Here is a 26,892-nt window from a genome sequence, read left to right as displayed (position 1 = left end):
CCCGCCCGCCCTTACGGGGCCTGGGGCCCGCCCCCCCACCCCAGGTTCCCCCCCCGCCGCCCAATGGTGGCGGTTGGTGGGGGGGCCGGGGGGCGCAACCGTCCCCGGCCGGGGCGGACCTTCGCCAGCACGCCGCAGCCCACCCCGCAATAGGGGCAGGTGGTCCTCACCTCGCGCGCTTCTTCAATTTCCATGTGTCAGGCCGCGCGGCTCGCCAGCGCTTCCAGCGCAATGAACAGATGCTCGCCCTCGACCCGCACTGGAATGGTCCGCACCGCGCCCTCGTCAGCGCCGAGCGCCTTGCCCGTCTCCAGCGAAATCACCCAATTGTGCAAGGGACAGGTCACGGCCGTGCCATGCACGATGCCCTGGCTGAGCGGTCCGCCCTTGTGCGGGCAATGGTCTTCGATGGCGTAGACCTGATCGTCGGCGGTGCGGAAGACAGCGATTTTCCCCTCGGGCGTAGCGACGCAGCGAGCGCCGCGGCGCGGAATGTCCGTGAGGGAGCCTATCGATACCCAATTCATCATGATCACTCCGCCGCCTGCGCAAAGCCGACCGAGGCCATCGGCCGGAACTCGTGCTTGTCCTTGCCGGACACGCGCTCCGACCATGGATCGACCTGGGCGAATTTCTGGCTGAAGACGAAGCGGTCGTAATAGGCCTTGCGCTTCTCCCCATCGTCCATGATCTGGCGCTTGATCTCGGGAATGCCGACGCGCTTGGCCCATTTGTAGATGCGCTCGAGGTAACGGCCCTGCTCGCGGTACATCTGTGTCAGCGCCACGATATGCTCCAGCGCCTCGTCCTCGGTCTTGACCAGGCCGAGCACTTCGGTGCCCTTGATGTCGAGGCCGGCAGCACCGGCAAAATGGATCTCGTAGCCACTGTCGACGCAGATGACGCCGACATCCTTGCAGGTCGCCTCGGCGCAGTTGCGCGGACAGCCCGACACCGCCATCTTGACCTTGGCCGGGGTCCACGAGCCCCACATGAATTTTTCGATGCGGACGCCAAACCCCGTCGAATCCTGCGTGCCGAAGCGGCACCAGTCGGAGCCGACACAAGTCTTCACGGTGCGCAGGCCCTTGGCATAGGCGTGGCCGGAGACGAAGCCGGCCTGGCCGAGATCGGCCCACACGGCCGGCAGGTCCTCCTTGCGGATGCCGAGCATGTCGATGCGCTGGCCGCCGGTGACCTTGACCATCGGGATCTCGAACTTGTCGACGACGTCGGCGATGGCGCGCAGTTCGGCGGCGTTTGTCACCCCGCCCCACATGCGCGGCACCACCGAATAGGTGCCGTCCTTCTGGATGTTGGCATGGACGCGCTCGTTGATGAAGCGCGACTGGTAGTCGTCGGCATAGTCGTCCGGCCAGTCGCAGACGAGATAGTAGTTGAGCGCCGGCCGGCATTTGGCGCAGCCGCAAGAGGTCTTCCATTCCAGTTCCTGCATGACCGCCGGAATGGTCTTCAGGCTCTTGGCCTTGATCAGCCGGCGCACCTCGTCATGGCCAAGCGTCGTGCAGCCGCACATCGGCTGCACCGCCGCCGGATTGTATTTGTCGCCGATGGTCAGCACCATCAGCTTCTCGACCAGGCCGGTGCAGGAGCCGCAGGAGGCAGATGCCTTGGTATGAGCGCGCACGTCGTCGAGCGAGGTCAGGCCCTTGGCCGTGATCGCGCCCGTGATCTTTCCCTTGCAAACGCCGTTGCAGCCGCAGATTTCCGCATCATCCGGCAAGGCTGCAACGGCCGCCATAGGGTCCAGCGGGGCACCCCCTTGGTAGGACTGGCCGAAGATGAGCGTATCGCGCATCTCCGATATGTCGGTCTGCTTCTTCTTGAGGTCGTTGAACCAGGCACCGTCGGCCGTCTCGCCATAGAGTACGGTGCCGATGATGCGGTCGTCCTTCAGCACCAGCCGCTTGTAGACGCCGGCCGAAGCATCGCGCAGCACGATTTCCTGGCGGTCGTCGCCGTCGGCGAAATCGCCGAGCGAGAACAACTCGATGCCGGTGACCTTGAGCTTGGTCGGCGTGTCCGAATGGACGAAGGCAGCAGCCTCGTCGCCGGCCAATTGGCTGGCGGTGACGCGTGCCATCTCATAGAGCGGCGCGACCAGGCCATAGACCTGGCCACTGACCTCGGCGCACTCACCGAGCGCATAGATGTCGGGATCGTTGCTGCGCATGCCGGCATCGACGACGATGCCGCGATTGACGGCAATGCCGGCTTCCTTGGCGATTGCCGCGTTCGGCCGGATGCCGACCGCCATGACCACCAGCGTCGCCGGAATGATGGTGCCGTCGGCAAGTTCCACCTGCTCGACTTTGCCGTTGCCGGTGATCGCCTGCGTGTTGGCCTTGGTGATGACCTTGATGCCTCGCTGCTCGACGGCGCGCTGCAGGAGATATCCGGCGGCGGGATCGAGCTGCCGCTCCATCAGCGTCGGCATGACATGCAGCACGGTGACGTCCATGCCTTGCGCATTCAGCCCTGCTGCCGCCTCCAGGCCGAGCAGACCGCCGCCGATGACAACGGCCTTGGCCCGCGACTGGGCGGCAAGCATCATCGCCCGGACGTCGTCCAGATCACGATAGGTCAGCACGCCCGGCAGATTGTGGCCGGGCACCGGGATGATGAACGGCACCGAGCCGGTGGCGATGACGAGCTTGTCGTAGGGCTCGGTAACGCCATGATCGGACGTGACGGTCTTGGCCTCCCGGTCGATAGCAACGATCTTGTGGCCCTTGTAGAGGGTGATGTTGTTGGCGATGTACCAGCCATCGCCGTGGATGATGATCTCCTCATAAGCCTTCTCGCCCGACAGAACGGGCGACAGCATGATGCGGTCGTAATTGACGCGCGGCTCGGCGTTGAAGATGGTGACCTGGTAGCGGTCGGGCGCCTTTTCCAGGAGATGCTCCAGCATGCGCCCGGGGGCCATGCCGTTGCCGATGATGACGAGTTTTTCGGTCATATTCCTGATCCGCTCCGGTCTCACTCAGCCGCGTAGGAAAGGGCTGGGGCTTCGGAAGATGCCGCGCGCTCCATCCGCCGAATGCTGAACTGCATCCAGGCAAAGCAAGCGACGACGATGACAAATAGCAGCATGAAGCAGCTCGACCAGACGCCCGTGAGATCGTTGAGCGCGCCGAAGGCAATCGGCAGGACGAAACCGCCGAGCCCGCCGATCATCCCGACAACACCGCCGACTGCGCCAACGCTGCCTGGATAGTAGGCCGGTATGTGCTTGTAGACGGCTGCCTTGCCGAGGCTCATGAAGAAGCCGAGCACGCTTGCGACGGCGATGAAGGCAACCGGCCCGATGGCGAAGTGGAAGGCGATCGGCCCGGTAATGCCGTGCACGATATAATCCGTGGGCGGCAGCGACAGGATCAACGTGGCGATGGACGACACCGCGAAGGTCCAATAGAGCACGGTGCGAGCGCCGATCCGATCGGAAAGCACGCCGCCATAGGCGCGGAAGACACTTGCCGGGATCGAATAGGCTGCGCCGATCATGCCGGTGGTCGCGATGCCGAAGCCGTAGACACCGATCAGGTAGCGCGGCAACCACAGCGACAGTGCTACGAACCCGCCAAAGACGAAGAAGTAGTAGAAGGCGAAGCGCCAGACTTGCACGTTCTTCAGCGGCGCGAATTCCTCCCAGAAGCTTCTCGCCGGTGCCGCCTTGCCGGCGCGGCGCTCGCGGATGACCGGATCGTCGCCGGTGGTAAACCAGAAGACGGCAGCCATGACGACGAGTGCGGCCGCCCAAATCAGCGCGACCGACTGCCAGCCCCAGGAGAGAAGCACGAACGGTGCCAGGAACTTGGTGACCGCGGCCCCGACATTGCCGACACCGAAAATGCCGAGCGCCGTCCCCTGTTTGCCGGCGGGGAAGAAGCGCGAAACATAGGCGACGCCGACTGCGAAGGAGCCGCCGGCGAGCCCGACACCGAGCGCGGCGATCAGCATCTGCCCGTAGGTGTGCGCGAAAGCCAGCAGGAACGTCGCGACCGCCGCCGCAAGCATGGTCGCGGTGTAGACCAGCCGTCCGCCAAAACGGTCCGTCCAGACACCAAGCACCATCCGCACGAGCGAGCCGGTGAGGATAGGCGTGCCGACCAGCAGGCCGAACTCCGTCTCGTTCAGCCCGAGTTCCTGCTTTATGCGCACGCCGATGATTGAAAAGATCGTCCACACCGCGAAGCAGACGGTGAAGGCGATGGTGGACATCACAAGCGCCTGCCGGGGAGCACTGTCCTGGCTGGGCGCGGCTGGGAGATTTGCGGTCAATGTCTGGCTCCGGTTTGCGGCGTGGGAGGCACCGCGGATATTTTGTGGGTGAATCAGCGATGCGGCATCGGTGCGTGCAACGAGACCGGGGGCGCCACGGTCAGGTTCCTGCTTTCGATCTTGGCGCCGACGGGAAACAGCAGGAGTGCCGCGGTGAACAGCGCCGCCGTCAGCGCACTGCTGGCCAGAAAATCGCGGCGCGTGAAGTCCGCGAGGGACGCGCCAGTTCCGATCCGTTTCGTCATCGTCGTCTCCGGTTGGGCGCCGTGTGGGACCAGCGCCGTCGATTGCGTCAAAACAAAAAAAGCCGCCGGTCAGGTCTTCGCGCGCCCGTCCATCCGGGATCGCGTATTAACCTGAGCGGCAGCTTTGCCTGTGGCGCCCGCCATTGGACGCCGTGTCACTTGGCCCTTGCGGACCTGTATTCTGAAAAGCAGGAAGCGTGCCAATTCGACAGCGCTCTAGATTATCGAATGAAATCAATGTGGATCGCAGCCGCGCGACTTTTGACCAAGCCTGGCAGCGGATCAAAGATTAGTCAGAATGCCTTGCACAGCAGCATAATATTTGTGCAATGCGGTAGATTGCCCATTGCCGATGCAGATTGCCAGTTGCCGATGACGACGCGTTTTTCGGTCATGGCCTTACTCCGCGGCTTCGACGAAGCGGTGGCGTTCATAGAGGAACTTCAGCACCGCCTCGCGGCAGCGCAGGAAGGTGCGGTCGGAAGACAGTTCGACTCGGCGGCGCGGCCGCGCCAGCGGCACGGCAAGCACCTCGCCGATGGTCGCCGCCGGGCCGTTGGTCATCATGACGATGCGGTCGGAGAGCAGCACCGCCTCGTCGACATCATGGGTGATCATGATCGTCGTCGAGCCGAGCCTGGAATGGATGTCCATCACCGCGTCCTGCAGATGGGCGCGCGTGAGCGCATCCAGCGCGCCGAACGGCTCGTCGAGCAGCAGGATCTTCGGCTCCATGGCCAGCGCCCGGGCGATGCCGACGCGCTGCTTCATGCCTCCGGAGATTTCCGCCGGACGCTTGTCCTTGGCATGCGCCATCTGCACGAGGTCGAGATTGCGCATGATCCAGTCATGCCGCTCGGCCTTGCTCTTCGAACGGCCGAAGACCTTCGATACCGCCAGATTGATGTTTTCGTAGACGGTCAGCCATGGCAGCAGGCTGTGGTTCTGGAACACAACCGCGCGTTCGGGTCCGGGGCTGTCGACCTCCTTGTCCTCGAGCAGCACGGCGCCGGCGGACACCTTGGTCAACCCGGCGATCAGGTTCAGCAAGGTCGACTTGCCGCAACCGGAATGGCCGATGATGGAGACGAATTCGCCCTTGTCGATGGTCAGCCTGATGTCCTTCAACACCTCGCTGACCTGGTTGCCACGGGCAAAGGATTTGTCGATATGGTCGAGTTTCAGATAGGCAGTCATCGCCCCTCTCCTCACTTTGCCGTTGTGCCGCGGGTGACGAAGGCGCCGACCGCCGCGACCAGGCGGTCGAGGCAGAAGCCGGTGACGCCGATATAGGCGAGCGCGACGATGATGTCGGGCAGCCGCGACGAGTTCCACGCGTCCCAAATGAAGAAGCCGATGCCGACGCCGCCCGTCAGCATTTCGGCGGCGACGATGGCGAGCCAGGACAGGCCGATGCCGATCCTTAGGCCGGTGAAGATGTAGGGCGCAGCGGCCGGCACCATGATCTTGATGAAGAATTCGAACTGGTTGAGCCGCAGGATGCGCGAGACGTTGCGGTAGTCCTCGGGGATGTTGCGCACGCCGACGGCGGTGTTGATGATGATCGGCCAGATCGAGGTGATGAAGATGACGAAGATCGCCGACGGGCTGGAATCGCGAAACGCGGCCAGCGACAGCGGCAGCCAGGCCAGCGGCGGCACCGTGCGCAGAATCTGGAACACCGGGTCGAGGCCGCGCATCGCCCAGATCGACTGGCCGACCAGCGCGCCGAGCGCCACCCCGACAATCGCCGCCATGCCGAAGCCGATGGCAACGCGCTGCAGCGAGATCAGCACGCGCCAGGCGAGCCCGATATCCTGCGGGCCATTGTCGAAGAACGGATGCGCGATCAAATCGTAGGCCTCGTTCCACACCTGGCTCGGCGGCGGCAGGCTCGATGTCGGTGACGAGCAGGCGATCTGCCAGACGACCAGCATGAGGGCGATGACGATGGCCGGCGGCACCAGAGCGCTGGCCAGCTTGCCAGCGATGGCGAGCAGATCGAAGCGCCGCCGCGCCTTGGCGGTGAAGGCGATGACCTCCGCCGGTTTCGCGGGGAACGCCTTCACCTTTGTGTCCTCGATAGTCTGGATCGACATGTCTGGGAAAAACTCCGTGGTCGGGATTTGCGACAAGCGGCGAGAGCGCCGCTTGCGCAGGGAGGCGACAAACGGCGCAATGCGCCGTCTGCGGCGGTCAAGCCGAGGCCTTGATCTTCAGGCTGTCGAGATAGGCGGACGGGTTGGCCGGATCGAAGATCTTGCCGTCGAAGAAGGTCTCGACGCCGCGCGACGACGACGCCGGGATGTCGGCTGCCGCCACACCAAGATCCTTGGCCGCCTCGCGCCATAGATCCTCGCGGTTGACCTGATCGACCAGCGCCTTGATGTCGGTGGTCGGCGCGAACTTGCCCCAACGTATGTTCTCGGCGAGGAACCATGAATCGTGGCTCTTGAACGGATAGGAGACGCCGCCCTTCCAGAACTTCATGTAGAGGTCGGTGCCGTTGGCGACGCGGCCATTGCCGTAGTTGATATCGCCCTTGAGGCGACCGATGATGTCGGCGACAGGCACGTTCATCCATTGCCGCTTGCCGATGATGGCGGCCATCTCGTTCTTGTTTTCCTTGGCCTCGCACCATTGCTGGGCTTCCATAACGGCCATCAGGATCGCCTTGGTGGCGTTCGGGTATTTCTCGATGAATTCGGCGCGCAGGCCGAGCGCCTTTTCCGGATGGCCCTTCCACAGTTCGCCCGTGGTGGCCGCGGTGAAGCCGACGCCCTGATGGACCAGTTGCTCGTTCCACGGCTCGCCGACGCAGAACACGTCCATATTGCCGACCTTCATGTTGGCCACCATCTGCGGCGGCGGCACCACGATGGTCGAAACGTCCTTGTCGGGATCGATGCCGCCGGCGGCCAGCCAGTAGCGCAGCCACAAATCATGGGTACCGCCCGGGAAGGTCATGGCGGCCTTGATCTCCTTGCCGGCGGCCTTCTTGGCGGCGAAGGCGTCCTTCAGCTTCGAGGCATCGAGGCCGACACCGGTGCCGGCATATTCCTGCGCGACCGAAATGCCCTGGCAGTCGTAATTAAGCCGCGCCACGATCGCCATCGGCATCGGCTGGTTGTTCTGCGTCACCTTGCCGGTGTGCATGAGGTAGGGCAGCGGCGTCAGGATATGGGCGCCGTCGATGCCATTGGCCGCACCGCCGAGCATCAGATTGTCGCGCGTCGCGCCCCAGGAGGCTTGTTTGAGCACCTCGACATCGGGCATGCCGAACTTGGCGAACAATCCTTTCTCCTTGGCGATCATCAGCGGTGCTGCATCGGTCAGCGCGATGAAGCCGAGCTTGGCGCCGGTGACCTCCGGAGTGGCGGTCGCCGCATAGGCGCCGGAGGGCAGCAGAGCACGCGCGGCCACCAGGGTTGCCGCGGTGGCAGCACTTGCCATCAGGAAATTGCGGCGAGTCATTCCCTCGAGAGGGGCTTCGGTCTTGATGCGTTTCGTCATCATCGTCTCCCGTTGGGCACTGCTTGGGTTCAGCGCCGTCGATTGCGTGTTCGATCAAAACAAAAAAGCCGCCGGCCAGGCCGCGCGCGTCCGTCCATCCGGGATCGCGTGTTGACCTAAGCGGCAGCTTTGCCTGTAGCGCCCGCCATTGGACGCCTGTTCCGTGACCCCGAGAAGAGTCTGCTTATTGCAAAGCAGGAACCATGCCAGTTTTGGAATGAATGACAAACATCAATGAGATCAAGCAGATGACACAATCGTCGGCGCGCCGGCCCGCCGGGCGAGCAAGCCAAAGATTGTTCATCAGCGCAGGTGCACGCACAACTTTTGTGCAATGCACAAGAATGGCGCGGAAATGATCAGGCTTCGGTGCGCGCCAATTTCTGATTGGCAATGTAGGCGTCGATCTCGACGGGATCGAAGATTTGGCCGTCGAAGAACCCGTCTGGGCCGAGCACCAGGCCGGCACCTGTCGCGCCGACCGCGGTCGCTGCCTTGAGCGCGCCCTCGACCTTCGAATTGGCGCCGGGAAGTGCCACGCCAAGCGGCTTCAGCGCCGAGCGGTAGAGGTCGGGACGGTAGCAGTCGCGGGCGATGGCAAGGTTTTCCGGCGTGTGCGCCACATGCCCCCAGCGCACCATCTGCGTGTAGAACCACAGCGCATGGCTCTTCCACGGAAAGTTCGCCGCCTTGTCGAAAGGCAGGAAGAAGTCGTCGATATCCAACTCCGCCACGCCACCCAATTGCAGATGGCCGGTCAGGATCGGCATCTGCATCGCAGGCGGCAGGCCGAGGAAGCCGGCCTGCGCCATCACGGCGGCCAACTCGCCATGGTTGGCCGGATCCTGGCACCAGCGCGCCGAGTGATGCAGCGCGCGCAGCAGTGCCGCCAATGCCTCGGGGTTCTCGTCCGCCCAGGCCTTGCGCACGCCGATCACCTTCTCCGGGCTGTTGCGCCATATCTGCGCCTTGACGGTGACGATATGACCGGTGCCGGCGACAACCGAGGCGCTGTTCCAGGGTTCGCCGACGCAATAGCCGTCGATCCGCCCAGTGGCCAGCGCATCGGCCATGAAGGGCGGCGGCACGATAACGATCTCGATCCCGCGGCTGGGGTCGATGCCGCAAGCCGCGAGCCAGTAGCGCAGTTCGTAATTGTGCCCGGAATGGGGATGCACGACTGCGAAGCGCAGCGGGTCGTGACCGGCCACCGCCCGCTCGCGGATAAGCGCGCCAAGTGCGGCACCTGCGCGCGCCGGGTCGAGATCGGGTTCCGCGCCGTGCGCCATCATGCCGGCCCAGACAGCGTTGGAGATGGTGACGCAATTGCCACCGAGGCCGAGCGAGAACGGCACGATGGTCTCAGAAGCAAGCGGCGTCAGCCCGAGATTGCAGGCGAGCGGCATCGGTCCCAGCATGTGCGCGAGATGGAAGTGGCCGATGGCGATGCGGTCGCGGATGTTGGCCCAGGATGTCTCTCGGTGCAGCGTGAGATCGACGCCTTCCCGTTCGGCAAAGCCAAGCTCGCCGGCCGCGACCAGCACGGCGCTGTCGAAAAGCGGCATGAAGCCGGCGGTGATCTGGTGCTCGGCGCCCATCGTCATTCGTCCTCCGCCGATCCCAGCAGCCCGGCGGCGGTCACCAGGCTCTGGGCGATATCGCCGATCTTGCGGTTCTGGTTCATCGCCGTCTTGCGCAGCAGCGTGTAGGCGGCCTCTTCGGAGAGGCCACGCGACTTCATCAGGATGCCCTTGGCGCGATCGATCACCTTGCGGCTCTCGAGTTCGCCACGAACCTCTTCCAGTTCGCGCGCCATGCGTGAAAAGGCGTTGAAGCGGCTCACCGCCATGTCGAGGATCGGCTTGACGCGCTCTTGCCGCAGCCCGTCGACGACATAGGCCGAAACGCCGGCATCGACCGCCGCCTCGATCGAGGCCTGGTCGGAGCGGTCGACGAACATGGCGATCGGCCGCTTCACCGCGCGCGACAGCTGGAACATGTTTTCCAGCATGTCGCGGTTCGGATTTTCAAGATCGATGACGATGACGTCAGGCTCGATCTCGGCGATCCGCCGCGCAATGCCGGTCACGTCATGGATGACGGTGACCCGCTCATGGCCGGCCTCGCGCAACCCCGCCTCGATGATCGCGGCGCGGATGCGGTTTTCGTCGATCACCAGGACGGCGAGTGCGGTTCGGACCATGCCTGTATTGTGACCAAGCGAAAGAATTGTGCAATGCGGTATAGTTGAACAATCGCGACATTCGCTGATCGCGACGCAGGCGCCTATTCCGCCGCCAGCGCCGTGACCTCGCGACGGAAGGGCAGTGCGTCGCCGATATCGGCTTCATCCAGCTCGCGGGCGAAGCGGTGGCCGGCGTAGGTAGCCCAGGCGATCGGGCCCGGCGCCTCGGCATCGCCGATGACCTTGATCGAGCGGATGCCGCTGTCGGCCCATTCGTCCCGCCGCGCCTTCAGCTCGTGCCAGACGCCATCGTCCTGTTGGCGCGACGCCACCAGCACCACAGCGTCCGCGGCGATGTCACGTTGGTTGCCCGTATAAGCGCAGGCCGTGGCAACGCCGCCCGGCACGATGCGCGTCACGGTCCGGTTCAGCACGATCTCGACGCCGAGCTCGGCCAGCCGGCGATGGATGGCACCCTGCTCCAGCGTGTTGCGGGTCCAGTCGGAGACATAGGCCGATGGCGTCACCAGCGTCACCTTCGCGCCCTGGCGCGCCATCAGCTCGGCCAGAACGCCACCCATATAATAGTGGTCGTCGTCGAACAGCACGACGCTGCCGATCGGCACATTGCCACCCATCAAATCGTCCGGCGTGTAGACCGGCATGGCCGGGTCCACCGGCATCGGCACGACATGCGCGCGCGCCACGCCGTCACGGCGCCATGTCGAGCCGGTGGCGATGGCAATGTTTTGAAAGCCGAAGGCGAGGATGTCCTGCGCCGACAGCCGGCTTTCGAAATAGACGTCGACATTGGACATCTGGCTGAGCTGGTACTGGCGATAGTCGCGCACGCGGCCCCATGCCGAGAGACCAGGCAAGCGGCATTCGCGCGCCACGCGGCCGCCGAGCTCGGTGCCGGCTTCGGCGACGGCCACCTGATAGCCGCGCAGGCCGAGCGCGCGGGCGGCCTCCAGCCCGGCGGGGCCGGCGCCGACGATCAGCACGCTGTCGCTGTCGCCCTTGGGCTGCATGCGTTCGGGATGCCAGCCCTTGCGCCACTCCTCCATGAAAGTCGGATTCTGCGTGCAGCGCGAGATCGACATGGTCATGTCGCCGGTGATGCAGATGTTGCAGCCGATGCATTCGCGAATGTCTTCAATTCTGCCCTCCTCCACCTTCTTCGGCAGGAAGGGATCGGCTATCGACGGACGCGCGCAGCCGATGAAATCAAGCGTGCCGGACTTGATCATCTTCACCATCACGTCCGGCGACGTGAAGCGCCCGACGCCGACGACCGGCTTCGAGGTCAGCTTCTTGATGCCGGACACCAGGCTCTCCTGCGCGCCCTCCTCCTTGAACCGCGACGGCCCGGAGCAGTCCTCCCAAGCGCCATGCGCCAGGTCCCAGAGGTCGGGCAGGTCGGCATGCATCTCGATCATGTCGCGCACTTCGGAATTGGCGAAGCCAAGCTTGCCGATCATCTCGTCCAGCGACAGCCGCAGCGTCAGGCCGCAGGTGTCGCCGATGGCATCCCTGCCCTCTTCGATCAGCTCGCGCATCAGCCGCGAGCGGTTTTCCAGCGAGCCGCCATATTCGTCACTGCGCTGGTTGGTGGCGGTGGACAGGAAGTGCTGGATGATGCCGAAGCCATGCGCGCCGTAGAGGCAGACTAGGTCGAAGCCCGCCAGTTTGGCACGCTTGAAGGCATTGCGGTGCCAGCGGCGCAGATCGCGGATATCCTGCTTGTCCATGGCGCGCGCCTGCACCGGATCGTTGGTGAAGGTGCGGATCGGCATGGCCGACGGCCCGCGCGGCACTTCCTTGGTGTAGAGGTTGGGACCGTTGATGCCTGAATAGGCCAGCTGGATGCCGGCCAGAGCGCCATGCTGGTGCATGGCCTTGGCCATCTTCGCCAGGGCCGGGATATCGGCGTCGTCCCACAGCCTGAGTTCGATGAAGGGTGTGATCTCCGACGTATGGTGCATCTCGGTCTGCTCGGTGAAGATGACGCCCCAGCCGCCTTCCGATTTGATGCGGCGCATCTCGGCCGCCGCGGACGGATCGCGATAGCCGCCGCCATTGCAATGCGGAACCTGATAGAAGCGGTTCTTGGCGGTCACAGGACCGATCTTCACGGGCTCGAACAGAATGTCGTAGCGAGGATCGCGCATGGAACTTGCCTTCCTTCCAGCTTGGCATTGCAGCATGCCCGACAATGGTTTCGAGCCAAAGCGCAAGCCAGCCAGCCCAGTGGGTTGATTCCGTGTAGCTACTCATAGGTTGCGGCAAGCGCTGGAAAACAACAGATTTCTTGTGTGTCGATTAGGCCGCGCCTAATCGCATCTGCCTGGATTAGCATCCGGTGAATCCCGGCTGAGCCAAATGCGACTTCAAGGCCGCCGCCACGCGATGCTAGAAGTGCCGACGGCTAACGAGACATAAGACGCATGGACAGCATCCAGATCCTTGAAAGGCTGATCGCATTCCCGACAGTGAGCCGCGACTCGAACCTCGACCTCATCGGCTACGTGGCGGACCTGTTGGACGCGCATGGCATTGCGTGCCAGATCATCCGAAGCGAGGACGGCCATATGGCCAACCTCTTTGCCACCATCGGGCCGGCCGACGCTTCCGGCATCATGCTGTCGGGCCACACCGACGTCGTTCCCATCGACGGCCAGGCCTGGACGCTGCCGCCCTTCGAGATGACGAAACGCGACGGCAAGCTTTACGGACGCGGTGCGGCAGACATGAAGGGTTTTGTGGCCTGCGCGCTCGCCGCATGTCTCAAGGCCTCGACAATGACGCTACGCACGCCGCTGCACCTGGCACTGTCCTACGACGAGGAGATAGGCTGCATCGGTGTGCGCAGCCTGATCGACATGCTGCGAGCGGCCCCGCAACGGCCGTTGCTATGCATTGTCGGCGAGCCGACCGACATGCAAGTGGCGACGGGGCACAAGGGCAAGCTTGCCGCACGCGCCATCTGCAAGGGCCGCGAGGGACATTCGGCGCTCGCCCCGCTGGCGCTCAACGCCATCCATCTCGGCTGCGACTTCGTCGCTGCCCTGCGCCACGAGCAGGACCGGCTGGTGCGCGATGGCGCCAGCGACGGCGACTACGACATTGCCTACACAACGGTCCACGCGGGCAAGATCAACGCCGGCGTGGCGCTGAACATCGTACCGAACCTCTGCCAGGTCGACTTCGAGATCCGCAATGTCGCGGCTGATGATCCGCACGAGATTCTCGACCGCCTGCGGGCGCAGGCCGCGCGCATTGCCCTCGAAGCCTCGACCATCGCGCCCGAGGCGGCGATCGACATCGACATCACCAACACCTATCCCGGTCTGGACACGCCAACCAGTTCGCAGGCCGTCGCTTTCGTCAAATCGCTGACCGGCGCCAACAACACCATCAAGGTTGCCTTCGGCACGGAGGGCGGCCTGTTCAGCCGCGATCTCGGCACGCCGACGGTCGTCTGCGGACCGGGATCGATGGCGCAAGGGCATAAGCCGGACGAATTCGTCAGCGTCGAGCAGATGCACCGCTGCGACGACATGCTGGAGAAATTGCTGCAGCGGCTTGCCGGCCAGCAGCTTCATCTGGCGTGACGGACAGCTGTGGGTTCCGCTGAATCGCCGAACTGAGCGCTACTTCTGGGGAAATGCCGCCTGGCCGACGGCCCGCTCGGCGCCGAACACGCCTTGCTCGACGACAAAATGCCGGCAGTGGTCGATGAACGCCTGGACGGTTTGCGTGCGATGTTCGGAGCTGGGCAAGGCGACGCCCATGGTCAGGGGCCTGAGGTCGCCGTCCAGCGGCACGAAGACGAGCGGCTTGCCATCCGGCGCCAGCGTGTTGAGCGGCCGCATATTGGCGATGCCGTAGCCGAAGCCGTTCGCCACCATGGAACGCATGACGGCGATGTCGCCGGTGCGCTCGGCAATGTTGGGCCGGATTCCGCGCTGGTGGAACGCCGACAGGAAATATTCGCGGCTGAACGGCAGGTCGAGCAGCACCATCGGCTCGTCTGCTAGTTCCTCGGTCGTGATCGACGCCTTTGCCGCGAAGCGATGCCCCGCCGGCAGCATGACATAGGCCGGCACCAGCATCAGCGGCTCGAAGGTCATGTCCTGCGACAGTTCGAGATCGTAGGTCAGGGCCAGGTCGATTTCGCCGCGTTGCAGCATCTCCAGCAACTGCCCCTGATTGCGCTCGAACTGCCGCACGCGCACATCGGGATAGGCGCGCTCGAACCGCATGCGCAAAGCCGGCAGGACAATTTGCGCGAACGTCAGCAGGCAGCCTACCGCCAGCGGGCCGCGCACCTTTTCGGCAAAATCGCCGGCGACGTCATGCAGGGCGTCGGCATCGTTCAGCAGCCGGGCGGCTTCCTTCAGGAAGACGCGGCCGCCAGCCGTGAGCGAGAGGCCATGCGAATGCTTGCGGACAAAAAGCTGGACGCCGAACTCGGTTTCCAGCTGGGCGATGGAGGCTGAAATCGATGGCGGCGATACATTGACCTGTTCGGCCGCTTTGGCGATGGAACCCGCCTCGCCCACGGCGACGAAATATTCCAGCTGTCTGAGCGTGAAGCGTAGCGGCATGGCTGGCTATGTTGCCGGTTTGGGTGCTTCGATCAAGCCTTGGCACCCATCAGTATTTGATCCACGTCGTCTTGAGCGCGGTGTACTTGTCGAGCGCATGCAGCGACAGGTCGCGGCCGAAGCCGGATTGCTTGAAGCCGCCGAACGGCGTCATCGGGCTCAGCGCGTCGACCGTGTTGACGGAAACCGTGCCGGCATGGAGGCGGCTGGCGATGCGATGCGCCCGCGACAGGCTGTCGGTCCACAGCGATGCGGCCAGCCCGTATGGGCTGTCATTGGCAATACGGATCGCCTCCGCCTCGTCGTCGAAGGCGACGACCGAAAGCACCGGCCCGAAGATCTCGTCGCGGGCAATCGGATCGGCAGGCGCGACATCGTCTAAGATGGTGGGCTGGACAAAGCTGCCGCGCCCGTTGACCGTGACCAGATCGCCGCCCGCGACCAGGCGCGCGGTCTTCTTGCCGGCCTCGACGAACCGCATGACATTGGCCGCATGGCGGTTATCGACCATCGCGCCCATTTTCGAAGCCGGATCGAGCGGATCGCCGGGCTGCATGGCCGCCGCACGCTGCACCAGTTTCTCCATCAGGGCATCCTTGATGCCGCGTTCTACGAGCAGGCGGGAATTGGCCGAACAGACCTCGCCCTGGTTGAAGAAGATGCCGAAGGCCGTCATATCGGCCGCCGCATCGAGATCGTTGCAGTCGGCAAAGACGAGATTGGGACTCTTGCCGCCGGTCTCCAGCCAGACCTGCTTCATGTTCGACTGCCCGGAGTACTGCAGGAACATCTTGCCGACGGCGGTCGAGCCGGTGAAAGCGAGGCAATCGACATCCATGTGGCGGCCAAGCGCCTGGCCGGCGGTTTCGCCAAGGCCCGGCACCACATTGAGCACGCCAGCCGGCAGGCCCGCTTCAACAGCCAGTTCCGCCAGAAGCAGGGCCGACAGAGGCGACTGCTCGGCGGGTTTCAGCACCACCGAATTGCCCGCCGCCAGCGCCGGCGCGCACTTCCATGTCGCCATGTCGAGCGGAAAATTCCACGGCACCACCGCGCCGACCACGCCAAGCGGCTCGCGCCGAACCAGCACCAGATCGCCCTCGCCGGTCGGCGCCACTTCGCCATAGATCTTGTCGATGGCCTCGCCATACCATTGGAAGATCGCGGCCGATCCGGGCACGTCGACCGAGGCTGCATCCTTGACGAGTTTGCCCATGTCGAGCGATTCAAGCAGGGCCAGCTCATGCAGGCTTTCGCGCAGCAATTGCGCCAGCCGCAGCAAGACTTCCTTGCGGTGCGCCGGGCTGGTCCGCGACCAGACACCGGCATTGAAGCTGCGCCGTGCGGCGGCAACCGCCAGGTCGATATCTTCCTCGCCACAGGACGCCACCTCGGCCAGCACCTCGCCGGTTGCCGGATTGACGCTGGCGAAGGTTCGGCCCGAGCGCGCCGCAACCGTCTTGCCGTCGATGAACGCCTTGTCGCGAAACCGGAGCGCGGACGCCTTGCCGATCCAGTCCTTGTGGCTGAGCTCGCTCATCTCAGGTGATCCCTGTCTTGACTATTCATCGCCCGGCACGCCGTAGCTCGGCGCATCGGATGGATTGATCGCGCGGGTCACATAGGCGTCGAGCTGAGGCTTGTAGAGTTCCCACAGCGCAGCCAATTGCTCGATCGGGCAGTCGTCGGTCCAGTCGCAGCGCAGATCGGCGACCGGCCACGCAACCTCGCGCACCAGCTTCAAACCGGCGGAATGGACAGGGCCGGCCTCGCCGCCGGCTTTCAGCGCGGCGCGCATGGTCGCGATGAGGCGGTCGCCCAGATGCCCTTCCGATGCCAGGAAGGCCTCGACCATGGTTTGCGGCACGCCGTCATGGGCCAGCATGTTGCCGCCGCAGGCGACATTTTCCGCACGCGCCTCCGCCCAGATGCCAAGTGCCTTCGGCCCGGAATGAATCGCGGTCGTTCCGGCGGCATCGACCGCCAGCACCTGCCGGTATTCGGGATAAGCGCCGGTGCGCTTCAGGATGGCAACCGCTTCGGCGGCCGAAGCGCCGCGCGCCAGCAATTCGAGGCCCCGCAGCCCCAGCCTCGGATCGGTGACGTTCTGGCTGGCAATAGCGCCGACGCCTGCCTGCGCATAGGCGCAGCGCGCCGCCACAGCCGGCGACGAAGAGGATACCGCGACCCCGAACATGCCGGTGCGCGCGCACCGTGCGACAATGGAAAAGGTCATCGCCTTTAATCCTGGATGATCGAGTTATGATCGTCCGGAATGACGGCGGTGCCGTCGATCTCGACCAGCCAGTCCGGCCGCGCCAGGGCCTGCACCACGAGACCGGTCGAGACCGGATACACGCCTTTGATGTATTCGCCCATGGTGCGGTAAACCGCCTCGCGATGGCGCACATCGGTGATGTAGACGACCACCTTGACTAGGTGCTCCATGGTGCCGCCGCACTCCTCGATCAGCTGGCGGATGTTCTGCATGACCTTGTGCGTCTGCTCGACGGGATCGTGGCTGTCGATATTCCTGGCCGTGTCGAGATCCTGCGGACACTGGCCACGCAGATAGACGGTCCTGCCGCCACGCGTAACAACCGCCTGGCACAGATCATTGTCGAGTTTCTGCTCGGGATAGGTGTCTTTGGTGTTGAACTTGCGAATTCTTGTATGCGCCATCTTGGTCTCCGTCGGATCAGGCTCGAGGACATCCGGCTCAGTTGCCGTTTCTATGCCACCTTGGTCTCGCGCTTCGCGGACGCATGGTAGGCGAGATACTTGCGCTGCGTGGAAATATGGTCGGCGACATGTTGGGCGTCGTGCCAGACGCCCCAGATGAAGCTCGATCCCCTGCGCGATTGCCACGGCAGTCCGAGGAAATAGATACCGGGCTCGGTCGACACGCCGCGCTGGTGCCTGGGCTTGCCCTTTTCGTCGAACACATCGACCTTCAGCCAGTTGTAGTCGACGGTGAATCCCGTCGCCCAGATGATCGAACCTATTCCGGCTTCAGCCAGGTTCAGCTTGAGAATGGGATCGGTCATGCATTGTGGGTCCGGCCCGATCTTGCGGGCCTCGGGCTCTTCGGGAAGGTCGAGGCCGTTGCGGGCGACATAGGCGTCGGCCTCGTCCAGCACCGAAATGTAGTTTGCATCGCCGCGAGCGATATTTTTGGCCAGATCGGGTGCGAAGGCCATGACACCGTCCTTGTAGGATTCCGTCCGGCCGACCAGCGTCATCCCTTGCCCTGCAAGGCGCCGGAAGTCGATCGTCTGGCCGCCACGCGCACCGCTGACAGCAATGGTGACATGTTCGGTGCCGGGTGCAGGCGCCTGGGCGTCCCACTTGCCCAAAACCCCCAGCCACCAGCAGAAGTCACGCTCGCGATAGGCCCGCGGCGGTCGATCGTGCGGCCCGACCGAGAGAAAGACACGCCGTCCGGCCCGCTGGAGTTCGTCGGCGATCTGCACCCCCGAAGACCCCGAACCGACCACCAGCACTGCCCCTTCGGGCAGCTGGCCGGGATTGCGATAGGCGCTGGAATGGATCTGCATCGGTCCGGCATCCCCGGGAACGACCGCCGGGATGACGGGATGCTGGAAAGCGCCGGTGGCGGCAACCACGCTCCTGGCCTCGATCGTGCCATCCGAGGTTTCGACCTGGAAGCCGGGACGGCCGACAAGTCTTTGTACTTTCCTGACCTCCACGCCGCAACGGATGGGGGCAGCAATCATGTCGGCGTAAGCGACAAAATAATCCGCGACCTTCTCCTTGGCGACAAAGGTGTCGGGACCGGCATCCGGAAATTCCATGCCCGGAAACCGGTCATGCCAGGCCGGACCATTGGCAACCAGCGAGTCCCATCTTTCGGAGCGCCAGCGTTCGGCAATGCGGCTCCGCTCGAGCACGAGATGGGGCACGCCGCACTTGCTCAGATGCTCGCTCATGGCCAACCCAGCCTGGCCGCCGCCAACAACAAGCGTGTCTACTGTTTCGACTGGCATTTCAGCGGCCCTTTCTGGCTCTCCCCGAGAGTTTCTGCGGATGCGGCGGAGTTCTGATCGTTGGTTTACTGGAGGGACCGGACAGCGAAAATTACGATTTCATGTGGCAGTGGTTAGCTTGTCCCTAAATGCCGGGAAGCATGACCGAAGATGTGGAGCGCAGGGCATGGATATCGCAGTCGGAGAGACGCAATGGGGCGGTTCAGAGATAAAGGCTTCTGGCCGCCTTGGATGAGAGCAGCTCCTTTGCCGGCCCCTCCTGAGCGACCTTGCCCTTGACCAGGACATAGCCGCGATCGGCGATGCCCAGCCCCATTTCCGCGTTCTGTTCGATCAACAGGATGGTCGTGCCGCGGCGGTGAATCTCCCGGGTGATCTCGAAATACTCGCCGATGAGCTTGGGCGAGAGACCGAGCGAGGGTTCGTCCATGATTACCAGCTTTGGTTCGCCGATCAGCGCGCGCGCCAGTGCGACCATCGCCTGTTCGCCGCCCGACAGAGTGCCGGCGACCTGGCGCAGGCGCTCCTGGATGCGCGGGAACAGTTTGCACATCTTGTCCAGCTGCTCCGCGAAGTTGGGCCCTCGGCCCGACACCGCGTCATAGCCCAGGCGCAAATTCTCGCTCACGGTCAGGCCGGGGAACAGCCGGCGCCCTTCCGGAACAAGGCCGACACCGAGCGACGCCAGGTTTTCCGTGCCTAACGTCGCCATGTCCCGGCCCATCACCTCGACCTTGCCGCGCTGCGCCCGCACGACGCCGCAGACGGTCATGAAGGTGGTCGTCTTGCCGGCGCCATTCGGCCCGAGCAGGCAGACCAGTTCGCCGGCATGCACGCTCATCGCCACACCGCGCAGCATCGGCACGGCACCATAGGAGGTATCGACACCCTTCAGCTCAAGCATGGGCGACCGCCTTCCCGAGATAGGCTTCCTGGACGCGTGGGTCGGCGCGCACCGCCGCGAAGTCGCCCTCGGCAATCTTGCTGCCATAGTCGATGCAAGTGACATGGTGCGGGAAAGCCTCAACCACCCGCATGTCGTGCTCAATCAGCACCACCGACAATTCGGGGTTCTGCGCGCGCAGCCGCGCAATGTCGGCCACCAGCGCGTCGGTTTCCGTGTCGTCCATGCCGACCGACGGCTCGTCGAGCAGCAACAGCTTTGGCTGCGAGGCGAGCGCGCGGGCGATTTCCAGCCGCCGCCTGTCGGCCTGCGCCAGCGTGCCCGCCGGCCGGTAGCGTTGTTCGAACAGGTCGCCCGAACCGAGCTTGAGCAGGGTTTCGGCCTTTTCCACGCAGGCCGCCATCTCGCGGCGCGACGCGCCAGGCCGAAACAGCGCGGTCAGCACGCCGGTCCTGGTGCGGGTGTGCATACCGATGATGACATTGTCGAGGACGCTGAGGTCCGAGAACAGCCGCGACGACTGGAAGGTGCGGGCAATGCCGCGGTCGACGACTTCGTAGGACGGGCGGCCGGTGATCTCGGCGCCGTCGAAGGTCACCCGGCCGGAGGTCGGCCGGTAGACGCCGGTCACGACATTGAACAGCGTCGACTTGCCGGCGCCGTTCGGACCGATGACGGCGAGCACCGCGCCCTTGTCGATCGACAGGCTGACATCGTTGAGCGCGACTAGGCCGCCGAAGCGCATCGTCAAATTCTCGACCTTGAGAAGCGCGCTCACAACTCGCCTCCGTAGCGCCGCATGCGTTGCGGGAACAGACCCTGCGGCCGGATCATCAGGAAGCCGATGATGACGACGCCGAAGAACAGCAGGCGGTAGTCGGCGAAGGCGCGCAGTTTTTCGGGCAGGATGGTCAGCAGGAACGCACCGACGATGACGCCGAAAATATTGTCCATGCCGCCGACGATGACCATGGTCATGATGGTGACCGAGACCAGGAAGGTGAAATTGTCGGGAGAAATGTAGGAGACGTAGAAGGCGTAGATCGTGCCGGCGAAGGCGGCGAGAAAGGCGTCGACCGCGAACGCCAGCACCTTGAACCACGCCACATTGATGCCTTGCGCCTTGGCCGCGATCTCGTCGGCGCGCAGCGCGTTCCAGGCCAGCCCGATACGCGAGCCGTGCAGCCGATGCGCCGTGACGATGGCGACGACGACCAATGCGGCTGACAGATAGTAAAAGTTCGCCTGGCTCGGCAGCTTCCAGCCGAAGATCACCAGCGGATCGGCGAAGGAATGGCCGAACAGACTGGGCGCCGGAATGCCGACCAGTCCGTTGGGTCCGCCGGTCCAGCTCAAATTGTTCAACAATTGCTGAACCACGACACCGAAGGCGATGGTGACAAGCGCCAGATAGGTGTCACGCGTGCGCATCGACGGAATGCCGATGATGAAACCGAACAGGGTTGCCGCCAGCGCCGCGACCGGCAGCGTCAGCCAGAAGCTGACGCCGAAATTGATCGCCAGCAGTGCCGACACATAGGCGCCGATGCCATAGGAAGCGCCGGTAGCGAAGTTCGGGATGTTGGCGCTGCCGAGCTGGAAATTGAGCGCCAGCGCCAGCACCGCATAGAGCTCGGCGACGATCAGCAGATGCAGGATGTAGGTGTTCGAGCCGACGAAGAACGGGAACGCCAGGACGATGACCGCAGCGGTGACCATCGCCACGAGGGGAACGCGGGCAAAGCTCGCCAACGCGTAGTCGGCAATCCAAGGCAGCCTCTGCAAGAGGTAAAAGCCAAGGCCGAGCAAAGCCAGCAGACCGACCACCTGCCAGCCGCCGTCGACCCTGAGGATGACGTACAGGAAAGCCGCCCCGATGAGCTGCGAGGCGATGGCGAAGGCCGAGGCCGCCGCTATGCCCGGCGCGTCAGATGAAGCACGACGCTGCATGCTAGACTTTCTCCATGACGGTGCGCCCAAGCAGGCCGGCAGGGCGGAAGATGAGCACGGCGATGACCAGCAGGAAGACGAAGACCAGCCGGTAGGAAGCGCCGTCTGGCACGAATGTCTGCGCCAGCACCTCGATGCCGGCGATGATCAATCCGCCCAGTATGGCCCCCGGCATCGAGCCGAGGCCGCCGATCACCGCGGCGGAAAAGCCGAGCAGGCCGGCCATGACGCCGAAGTCGAACCGGGTCACGCCGGCATAGCTTGCGAACAGAAGGCCGGCGATGGCGCCGATCGCTGACGCAATGAAGAACGTCGCCCGGAAGACGCGCGCATCGCGGATGCCCATCATGCGCGCCACGACTCGGTCCTCCGAGGCCGCCCGGATGCGCAGGCCAAGCGGCGTCATGCGCAGGAAGACAAACAGCATGGCAACCAGTGCGACGGTGAGCACCACCACCAGCAGCGCGAACCAGCTGATGGCCACGCCGGAGATTTCGAAAGCCATGCCCGACACCAGACGTGGGAAAGCATGCGGGTTCGATCCCTGCGGATAGAGATGGCGGATCAGTTCGCGAATGACGATGCCGAGCGCCACCGTCGCCACCAGCGCCATCATGGCAGGTGCGTCGCGGAAGCGCCTGATGACCACCTTGTCCAGCACGACGCCGATCAGCCCGACGGCGACGGCGACCGGAACCGCAAGGACCAGCCAAGCGGGGCTCGACGCTCCAAGGGCCGTCGCCAACGCCTGGGCGAGCCCCAGCGTGATGAACGGCGCCGTCATCGCGACATCGCCGTGCGAGAAATGGATGACGTTCAAGACACCGAAGATCAAGCTGAATCCGATCGCCAGCAAGGCATAGATGCAGCCAAGGGTTATCCAGTTCACCAGTTGCTGGACAAGCAGTTCCGCCATGCGGTCCGTCTCTCGATTGAAGCCGACAGGTATCAACCGCCGTGCCGGGCGGACAGAACGAATCTCCGAACTCACGAGTCACAATTTCCGAATTTCGTCGCTGAATACGCGCCCGTACATTGATGATCAGCCGACGATCACGATCGGCCGGGTCGCTACGACGGCGGCAGATAATTCCATTTGAGGTGGAACCATGCAAAACAGGCGCAGTGCGCTTATCCGCGTATCGTCAATTCTGGCCGGGTCTCTGTTTGCCATCGCACTGGGCGCCGCCCAGGCCCAGGCCGACCGGATCAAGCTCGGCTTTATCGGACCGCTCTCAGGCGGCAACGCCCAGCAGGGCCTCGGCGCCCGCAACGGCTTCCTGCTCGCCATCGAACAGGCCAATGCCAGCGGCTACCCGCACCAGGTGGAAGGCGTCGTTCTCGATGACGCCTCCGATCCGGCCGTCGGCGTCTCGGCGGCGCAGAAACTGGTCAACGATCCCTCGGTGGTCGCGGCAACCGGGCATTGGAACAGCTCGGTCGCGCTGGCGACAATCCCGGTCTTCAACCGCTCGCAGATGCCCTTCATCGTCTGGGGCGCGGTCAGCCCGAAGATCACCGAGCAGAATTTCCCGAACGTGACCCGCGTAACCCCGACGCTGGTCAACGAGAACAAGCCGCTGGCCGAAGCCATCGCCAAGCAAGGCAAGATCAAGAAGATCGCCATCATCTCCGACACGACCGACTATGGCGCGGCCAACACCAAATGGTTCGGCGATTTCTTCAAGGCTGCCGGCGGCGAGATCGTTTCTGCGGACGCCGCGGCTGTCGGCACGACCGATTTCCGCGCCATGCTGACCACGGCGAAGGCAGCGGCGCCTGACGCGGTCTATTTCGGTGGCGTCGTCACCGAAGCAGCGCTGGTGCGCAGCCAGATGGCCGACCTCGGCATGGGCAACCTGCCGATGTACGGAATTTCAGGCATCTACGATCCGAAGTTCATCGAGATCGCGGGGGCTGCCGCCGAGGGCACAATTGCCGGAACCCCGGCGGTGCAGTCGAACCCGAAGCTGGAAGAGTTCAACAAGGCCTACGAAACCAAGGCCTATCCCGATCCTGCCGGGTCCTATGCCAAATATGCCTATGAGGCGACGCAGATCCTGCTCGAGGTCATCAAGGAAAAGGGCCTCGACGACAAGGAAGCGCTGAGCAAGGCTGTTCGTGACATCCATCACGACGGCATTCTGGGAACCGTCTCCTTCGATGCGAACGGACAGACCAACATGGCCATCGACATCGACATGTTCGTCGTGCGCAGCGGCAAATGGGAGAAGATGTAGTCACCTGATCAACGCCGCGCCCTATTTGGTGGCGCGGCGTTGAAATCCTTCATCGCCGAGTTCGCAAAGTCCTGACCGGAGCGCCCAGACCATGAATGACGAGGCCGGCCACCGCGCACCTCGAAAGGCTGTCGAGATCAAGGGCGTCTCGAAGGTGTTCGGGACCTACCAAGCGTTGAAGCCGGTCTCCTTCGACATTTACGACAACGAGTTCTTCACGCTGCTCGGCCCGAGCGGCTGCGGCAAGACCACCCTGTTGCGCATGATGGCCGGCTTCGAGCAGCCGACTACGGGGCAGATTTTCCTGCACGGCTCGAACATACAGGGGCTGCCGCCGCACAAGAGGCGGGTCAACACCGTCTTCCAGAGCTATGCTCTGTTCCCGCATATGAGCGTCGAACAGAACATCGGCTTCGGGCTCGAAAACCTCGGCTGGTCAAAAGACCGCCGCGATGCGCGCGTCGCCGATATGCTTCGTCTCGTCCATATGGAGGCATTTGCCAGGCGCAAGCCGCAGCAATTGTCAGGCGGCCAGCGCCAGCGCGTCGCACTCGCCCGCGCCTTGGCACCGGAACCGGAAGTCCTGCTGCTCGACGAACCGCTCTCGGCACTCGACCTGAAGCTGCGCCAGGCCATGCGCGACGAGCTGCGCATCCTGCAACGCAAGACCGGCATCACCTTCGTCTTCGTTACCCATGATCAGGAAGAAGCGCTCGACTTGTCGGATCGCATCTGCGTTCTCGGCGATGGCGAGATCCAGCAGCTTGGGACGCCTGCCGCAATTTACGAGGAGCCGTCGAACCGCTTCGTCGCCGACTTCATCGGCGAGACCAACTTCCTCGACGCCGACGTGATTGCCGTGGACGGCGAGCGGGCAACCGTGAAGACCCCGCTCGGCATGACCTTGACGGCCTCTCACAAGAAAGCGGTCGCCGGCCAGAAGGCCTTCCTCTCGATACGTCCGGAGAAAATCAGCCTGCCCGCCCAGGACAATCCGATTGCTATCGATGGCACGATCATGAGCACCAACTACCTGGGCGGCTACACGTACTATCTCGTTGAAGCGGGCGGCACCAAGCTTCGTATTTCCAAGCGCAACAGTATCAGCCGCGGCCAGATGTTCGAGATCGGGCAGTCGGTGAAAGTCGGCTTTACGGCCGAATCCGTGCGGATTCTCGGTGCATGAAGGCATATACAAAAAGTCCGAGCTGGAACCTCCTCGGTCTGCTGCCGGCCCATCTCATCATGCTGCTGACGCTGATCATCCCGATCGGGATCATCATCGTCGTGTCGTTCTCGACGCGTGGACCTTATGGCGGGTTCGAATATGTGTTCACCGCCGCGCCTTACAAGCAGCTGTTGGTCAACGAAGGCTGGACCGGCGAGCTGGAGTTCAATCCGCAATATCTCATCGTGGTTGGGCGGACGCTGGTCCTGTCGGCCGTGACGACCGCGATCTGCCTGCTTCTGAGCTTTCCGGTTGCCTATTTTATCGCGCTGCAGCGACCGACGATCAAAGTCCTGCTGATCTATGTCGTCACGCTGCCGTTCTGGGTTTCGATGATCGTGCGCGTCTATTCTTGGATCATCATCCTCGGCAAGGATGGTGTCATCGAAAAGACCCTTCGGGGTCTCGGCCTCGTCGACAATATGGACTCGCTGCTGTTCGGCAACACCGCCATGCTGCTCGGTCTCGTCTACAGCTACATTCCCCTGATGATCCTGCCGATCTTCGCCTCGATCGAGAAACTCGACCCTGCACTCATCGAGGCGTCGCATGATCTATACGGCAACCGCCTTACCACTTTGCGCCGCGTTATCCTGCCTCTTACCCGGCCCGGCATGATCGCCGGAGCGATACTGGTGTTCGTTCCGAGCCTCGGCGCGGTGCTGGAGCCGACCCTGCTCGGCGGCGGCAAGACGATGATGATGGGCAATCTCATCCAGTTGCAGTTTGGTGGCGCCCGCAACTGGCCGCTCGGCGCCGCCATCGCCATCGTTCTGATGGCCACGGTCATGGTGTTCCTGATCTTCCAGGGTCTGCGCTCGATGCGCACCGAAGGGCTGGAGCGCGCGTCATGAACGCGGACAATGATGTCAGGCGCTATCCGGGCTTCGGTCTCTTCAGCACGATCTTCTTCGCCTATCTCTATTTGCCCATCGCCGTCGTGGTGTTCTATTCCTTCAATGCGAACCGCATCGTCTCCAACTGGGGCGGCTTCTCCTTGCAGTGGTACGCCACTGCCCTGTCCAACGCGAACCTGATGACGGCAGTGAAGACCTCCTTGCTCGTCGCCGCGGTCGCCACCGTCGCTTCGACGCTTGTCGCGTTGATGGCGGCGTTGGTCCTGGTGCGGGGCCGCAATGTCAGATTCCGCCGCATCTCCGAAGCGGTGGTGAACCTTCCATTGCTCCTGCCCGAAATCGTCGTTGCCGTCGCGGTCCTGATCCTCTTCTCCGAGGTCGGGCTCGCCAACGGAATGGTGAAGCTGATGATCGCGCACACCACCTTCTGCATCCCGTTCGCCTTCCTGCCGATACGCGCGCGCCTGCAGGGCATGGACCTCGACCTGGAGGAAGCCGCCCGCGATCTCTATTCAACCGGCTGGGTCGCCTTTCGTCGCGTCACGCTGCCGCTCATCCTGCCGGGCGTCTTCGCCGGCGCGATGCTCGCCTTCGTCATTTCGATGGATGATTTCATCACCAGCAACCTGTTGAATTCCGGCGGCGCCACCACATTGCCGGTCTATATTTTCTCGCTGATCAAGCAGGGCGTGTCGCCGCAGCTCAACGCGATCTCGACCCTGATCATGGTTGTTTCGCTCGTGCTGGCGACTGTGGCCTTCCTGCTCCAGCGGCGGCAGTAGCAGCGGCGAAGTTTTTCCTAATCAGGGCGTCGGGCAATTCGAATTTATCGAGCCCGACGGTTTGTT

General features: G+C 63.7%; 24 protein-coding genes and 1 pseudogene. 5 read left to right on the top strand and 20 right to left on the bottom strand.

The genetic code is table 11. The features are described 5' to 3' along the window. Nucleotides 1-116 precede the first annotated feature (116 nt). From NKJ06_RS35830 to NKJ06_RS18870, 11 genes and pseudogenes are all read right to left on the bottom strand, one after another. Nucleotides 117-194: pseudogene (locus NKJ06_RS35830) on the bottom strand (hypothetical protein); the annotation flags it as partial. Nucleotides 195-197: 3 nt separating this feature from the next. Next, entirely contained in the window at nt 198-527 is a 330-nt protein-coding gene (gene nirD, locus NKJ06_RS18915; protein WP_352632414.1) for a nitrite reductase small subunit NirD, read from the bottom strand. 5 nt (nt 528-532) lie between these two features. Continuing rightward, nucleotides 533-2,983 carry a nitrite reductase large subunit NirB gene (nirB, locus tag NKJ06_RS18910; protein WP_352632247.1) on the bottom strand — a complete coding sequence of 817 codons (2,451 nt, stop codon included), beginning with the start codon at nt 2,981-2,983 and terminating at the stop codon, nt 533-535. A gap of 20 nt (nt 2,984-3,003) precedes the next feature. Next, the gene (locus NKJ06_RS18905; protein WP_502905634.1) at nt 3,004-4,245 is read right to left on the bottom strand and encodes an MFS transporter; all 1,242 of its coding nucleotides are present in this window, start codon (nt 4,243-4,245) and stop codon (nt 3,004-3,006) included. Between the two features lie 113 nt (nt 4,246-4,358). After that, nucleotides 4,359-4,550 carry a hypothetical protein gene (locus NKJ06_RS18900; RefSeq protein ID WP_352632251.1) on the bottom strand — a complete coding sequence of 64 codons (192 nt, stop codon included), beginning with the start codon at nt 4,548-4,550 and terminating at the stop codon, nt 4,359-4,361. Between the two features lie 399 nt (nt 4,551-4,949). Next, nucleotides 4,950-5,747, bottom strand: a complete 798-nt coding sequence (locus NKJ06_RS18895) for an ABC transporter ATP-binding protein (protein WP_136620067.1) — start codon at nt 5,745-5,747, stop codon at nt 4,950-4,952. Between the two features lie 11 nt (nt 5,748-5,758). Then, nucleotides 5,759-6,649, bottom strand: coding sequence for a nitrate ABC transporter permease (ntrB, locus tag NKJ06_RS18890; RefSeq protein WP_352632253.1), 891 nt, complete (start codon nt 6,647-6,649; stop codon nt 5,759-5,761). A gap of 97 nt (nt 6,650-6,746) precedes the next feature. Next, nucleotides 6,747-8,063, bottom strand: a complete 1,317-nt coding sequence (locus NKJ06_RS18885; protein WP_352632255.1) for a CmpA/NrtA family ABC transporter substrate-binding protein — start codon at nt 8,061-8,063, stop codon at nt 6,747-6,749. A gap of 359 nt (nt 8,064-8,422) precedes the next feature. Next, nucleotides 8,423-9,661 carry a CmpA/NrtA family ABC transporter substrate-binding protein gene (locus tag NKJ06_RS18880; protein ID WP_352632416.1) on the bottom strand — a complete coding sequence of 413 codons (1,239 nt, stop codon included), beginning with the start codon at nt 9,659-9,661 and terminating at the stop codon, nt 8,423-8,425. Between the two features lie 2 nt (nt 9,662-9,663). Continuing rightward, the gene (locus tag NKJ06_RS18875) at nt 9,664-10,266 is read right to left on the bottom strand and encodes an ANTAR domain-containing response regulator (RefSeq protein ID WP_352632257.1); all 603 of its coding nucleotides are present in this window, start codon (nt 10,264-10,266) and stop codon (nt 9,664-9,666) included. Between the two features lie 83 nt (nt 10,267-10,349). Further along, the gene (locus NKJ06_RS18870; protein WP_352632260.1) at nt 10,350-12,419 is read right to left on the bottom strand and encodes an oxidoreductase; all 2,070 of its coding nucleotides are present in this window, start codon (nt 12,417-12,419) and stop codon (nt 10,350-10,352) included. A 276-nt stretch (nt 12,420-12,695) separates the two neighbouring features. Between NKJ06_RS18870 and argE the strand changes: the two genes are divergently transcribed. Continuing rightward, entirely contained in the window at nt 12,696-13,862 is a 1,167-nt protein-coding gene (gene argE, locus NKJ06_RS18865; protein ID WP_352632264.1) for an acetylornithine deacetylase, read from the top strand. A gap of 39 nt (nt 13,863-13,901) precedes the next feature. Here argE and NKJ06_RS18860 read toward each other — a convergent pair whose 3' ends face one another. The 9 genes from NKJ06_RS18860 to NKJ06_RS18820 form a co-directional block, all read right to left on the bottom strand. Then, entirely contained in the window at nt 13,902-14,858 is a 957-nt protein-coding gene (locus NKJ06_RS18860; protein ID WP_352632267.1) for a LysR family transcriptional regulator, read from the bottom strand. Nucleotides 14,859-14,907: 49 nt separating this feature from the next. Then, nucleotides 14,908-16,398 (bottom strand): aldehyde dehydrogenase, encoded by a 1,491-nt coding sequence (locus NKJ06_RS18855; protein WP_352810365.1) that lies wholly within the window; start codon nt 16,396-16,398, stop codon nt 14,908-14,910. A gap of 21 nt (nt 16,399-16,419) precedes the next feature. Then, nucleotides 16,420-17,094: a DUF1028 domain-containing protein gene (locus NKJ06_RS18850; protein WP_352632272.1), complete on the bottom strand. Its 675-nt coding sequence runs from the start codon at nt 17,092-17,094 to the stop codon at nt 16,420-16,422. A 5-nt stretch (nt 17,095-17,099) separates the two neighbouring features. Further along, a complete protein-coding gene (locus NKJ06_RS18845) occupies nt 17,100-17,540 on the bottom strand; it encodes a RidA family protein (protein WP_352632274.1) in 441 nt (146 codons plus the stop codon). Between the two features lie 50 nt (nt 17,541-17,590). Further along, complete coding sequence (locus NKJ06_RS18840; protein WP_352632277.1) at nt 17,591-18,865, bottom strand: flavin-containing monooxygenase; 1,275 nt, start codon at nt 18,863-18,865, stop codon at nt 17,591-17,593. 202 nt (nt 18,866-19,067) lie between these two features. Next, entirely contained in the window at nt 19,068-19,769 is a 702-nt protein-coding gene (locus NKJ06_RS18835; RefSeq protein ID WP_352632279.1) for an ABC transporter ATP-binding protein, read from the bottom strand. Then, on the bottom strand, nt 19,762-20,547 hold the full coding sequence (locus NKJ06_RS18830) for an ABC transporter ATP-binding protein (protein ID WP_352632281.1): 786 nt from the start codon (nt 20,545-20,547) through the stop codon (nt 19,762-19,764). The genes NKJ06_RS18835 and NKJ06_RS18830 overlap by 8 nt, the downstream gene beginning before the upstream one ends. Next, nucleotides 20,544-21,719, bottom strand: coding sequence for a branched-chain amino acid ABC transporter permease (locus NKJ06_RS18825; protein WP_352632283.1), 1,176 nt, complete (start codon nt 21,717-21,719; stop codon nt 20,544-20,546). The genes NKJ06_RS18830 and NKJ06_RS18825 overlap by 4 nt, the downstream gene beginning before the upstream one ends. A gap of 1 nt (nt 21,720) precedes the next feature. Then, nucleotides 21,721-22,635: a branched-chain amino acid ABC transporter permease gene (locus NKJ06_RS18820; RefSeq protein ID WP_352632285.1), complete on the bottom strand. Its 915-nt coding sequence runs from the start codon at nt 22,633-22,635 to the stop codon at nt 21,721-21,723. Nucleotides 22,636-22,828: 193 nt separating this feature from the next. On the opposite strand from NKJ06_RS18820, the gene NKJ06_RS18815 reads away from it, so the two are divergent. The 4 genes from NKJ06_RS18815 to NKJ06_RS18800 all read left to right on the top strand — a co-directional run bounded on the left by NKJ06_RS18815 (nt 22,829) and on the right by NKJ06_RS18800 (nt 26,826). Further along, a complete protein-coding gene (locus tag NKJ06_RS18815; protein WP_352632286.1) occupies nt 22,829-23,959 on the top strand; it encodes a branched-chain amino acid ABC transporter substrate-binding protein in 1,131 nt (376 codons plus the stop codon). Nucleotides 23,960-24,050: 91 nt separating this feature from the next. Continuing rightward, entirely contained in the window at nt 24,051-25,145 is a 1,095-nt protein-coding gene (locus tag NKJ06_RS18810) for an ABC transporter ATP-binding protein (protein WP_352810363.1), read from the top strand. After that, nucleotides 25,142-26,041, top strand: coding sequence for an ABC transporter permease (locus NKJ06_RS18805; RefSeq protein WP_352632290.1), 900 nt, complete (start codon nt 25,142-25,144; stop codon nt 26,039-26,041). The genes NKJ06_RS18810 and NKJ06_RS18805 overlap by 4 nt, the downstream gene beginning before the upstream one ends. Then, on the top strand, nt 26,038-26,826 hold the full coding sequence (locus NKJ06_RS18800; protein WP_352632292.1) for an ABC transporter permease: 789 nt from the start codon (nt 26,038-26,040) through the stop codon (nt 26,824-26,826). Before NKJ06_RS18805 ends, NKJ06_RS18800 begins: the two co-directional genes overlap by 4 nt. The last annotated feature ends 66 nt before the right edge of the window (nt 26,827-26,892 follow it).

It is taken from the genome of Mesorhizobium sp. M0293, assembly GCF_040321735.1.
In the GTDB taxonomy this organism is placed as follows: domain Bacteria; phylum Pseudomonadota; class Alphaproteobacteria; order Rhizobiales; family Rhizobiaceae; genus Mesorhizobium.
Note: the sequence above shows the minus strand (reverse complement) of the source record. Positions and strands in the feature narration are given on the sequence as shown.

Coding starts and splice junctions, on each gene's coding strand:
- nirD (WP_352632414.1), bottom strand. CDS start 527: ATGAATTGGGTATCGATAGGCTCCCTCACGGACATTCCGCGCCGCGGC.
- nirB (WP_352632247.1), bottom strand. CDS start 2,983: ATGACCGAAAAACTCGTCATCATCGGCAACGGCATGGCCCCCGGGCGC.
- NKJ06_RS18905 (WP_502905634.1), bottom strand. CDS start 4,245: ATGTCCACCATCGCCTTCACCGTCTGCTTCGCGGTGTGGACGATCTTT.
- NKJ06_RS18900 (WP_352632251.1), bottom strand. CDS start 4,550: ATGACGAAACGGATCGGAACTGGCGCGTCCCTCGCGGACTTCACGCGC.
- NKJ06_RS18895 (WP_136620067.1), bottom strand. CDS start 5,747: ATGACTGCCTATCTGAAACTCGACCATATCGACAAATCCTTTGCCCGT.
- ntrB (WP_352632253.1), bottom strand. CDS start 6,649: ATGTCGATCCAGACTATCGAGGACACAAAGGTGAAGGCGTTCCCCGCG.
- NKJ06_RS18885 (WP_352632255.1), bottom strand. CDS start 8,063: ATGACGAAACGCATCAAGACCGAAGCCCCTCTCGAGGGAATGACTCGC.
- NKJ06_RS18880 (WP_352632416.1), bottom strand. CDS start 9,661: ATGGGCGCCGAGCACCAGATCACCGCCGGCTTCATGCCGCTTTTCGAC.
- NKJ06_RS18875 (WP_352632257.1), bottom strand. CDS start 10,266: ATGGTCCGAACCGCACTCGCCGTCCTGGTGATCGACGAAAACCGCATC.
- NKJ06_RS18870 (WP_352632260.1), bottom strand. CDS start 12,419: ATGCGCGATCCTCGCTACGACATTCTGTTCGAGCCCGTGAAGATCGGT.
- argE (WP_352632264.1), top strand. CDS start 12,696: ATGGACAGCATCCAGATCCTTGAAAGGCTGATCGCATTCCCGACAGTG.
- NKJ06_RS18860 (WP_352632267.1), bottom strand. CDS start 14,858: ATGCCGCTACGCTTCACGCTCAGACAGCTGGAATATTTCGTCGCCGTG.
- NKJ06_RS18855 (WP_352810365.1), bottom strand. CDS start 16,398: ATGAGCGAGCTCAGCCACAAGGACTGGATCGGCAAGGCGTCCGCGCTC.
- NKJ06_RS18850 (WP_352632272.1), bottom strand. CDS start 17,094: ATGACCTTTTCCATTGTCGCACGGTGCGCGCGCACCGGCATGTTCGGG.
- NKJ06_RS18845 (WP_352632274.1), bottom strand. CDS start 17,540: ATGGCGCATACAAGAATTCGCAAGTTCAACACCAAAGACACCTATCCC.
- NKJ06_RS18840 (WP_352632277.1), bottom strand. CDS start 18,865: ATGCCAGTCGAAACAGTAGACACGCTTGTTGTTGGCGGCGGCCAGGCT.
- NKJ06_RS18835 (WP_352632279.1), bottom strand. CDS start 19,769: ATGCTTGAGCTGAAGGGTGTCGATACCTCCTATGGTGCCGTGCCGATG.
- NKJ06_RS18825 (WP_352632283.1), bottom strand. CDS start 21,719: ATGCAGCGTCGTGCTTCATCTGACGCGCCGGGCATAGCGGCGGCCTCG.
- NKJ06_RS18820 (WP_352632285.1), bottom strand. CDS start 22,635: ATGGCGGAACTGCTTGTCCAGCAACTGGTGAACTGGATAACCCTTGGC.
- NKJ06_RS18815 (WP_352632286.1), top strand. CDS start 22,829: ATGCAAAACAGGCGCAGTGCGCTTATCCGCGTATCGTCAATTCTGGCC.
- NKJ06_RS18810 (WP_352810363.1), top strand. CDS start 24,051: ATGAATGACGAGGCCGGCCACCGCGCACCTCGAAAGGCTGTCGAGATC.
- NKJ06_RS18805 (WP_352632290.1), top strand. CDS start 25,142: ATGAAGGCATATACAAAAAGTCCGAGCTGGAACCTCCTCGGTCTGCTG.
- NKJ06_RS18800 (WP_352632292.1), top strand. CDS start 26,038: ATGAACGCGGACAATGATGTCAGGCGCTATCCGGGCTTCGGTCTCTTC.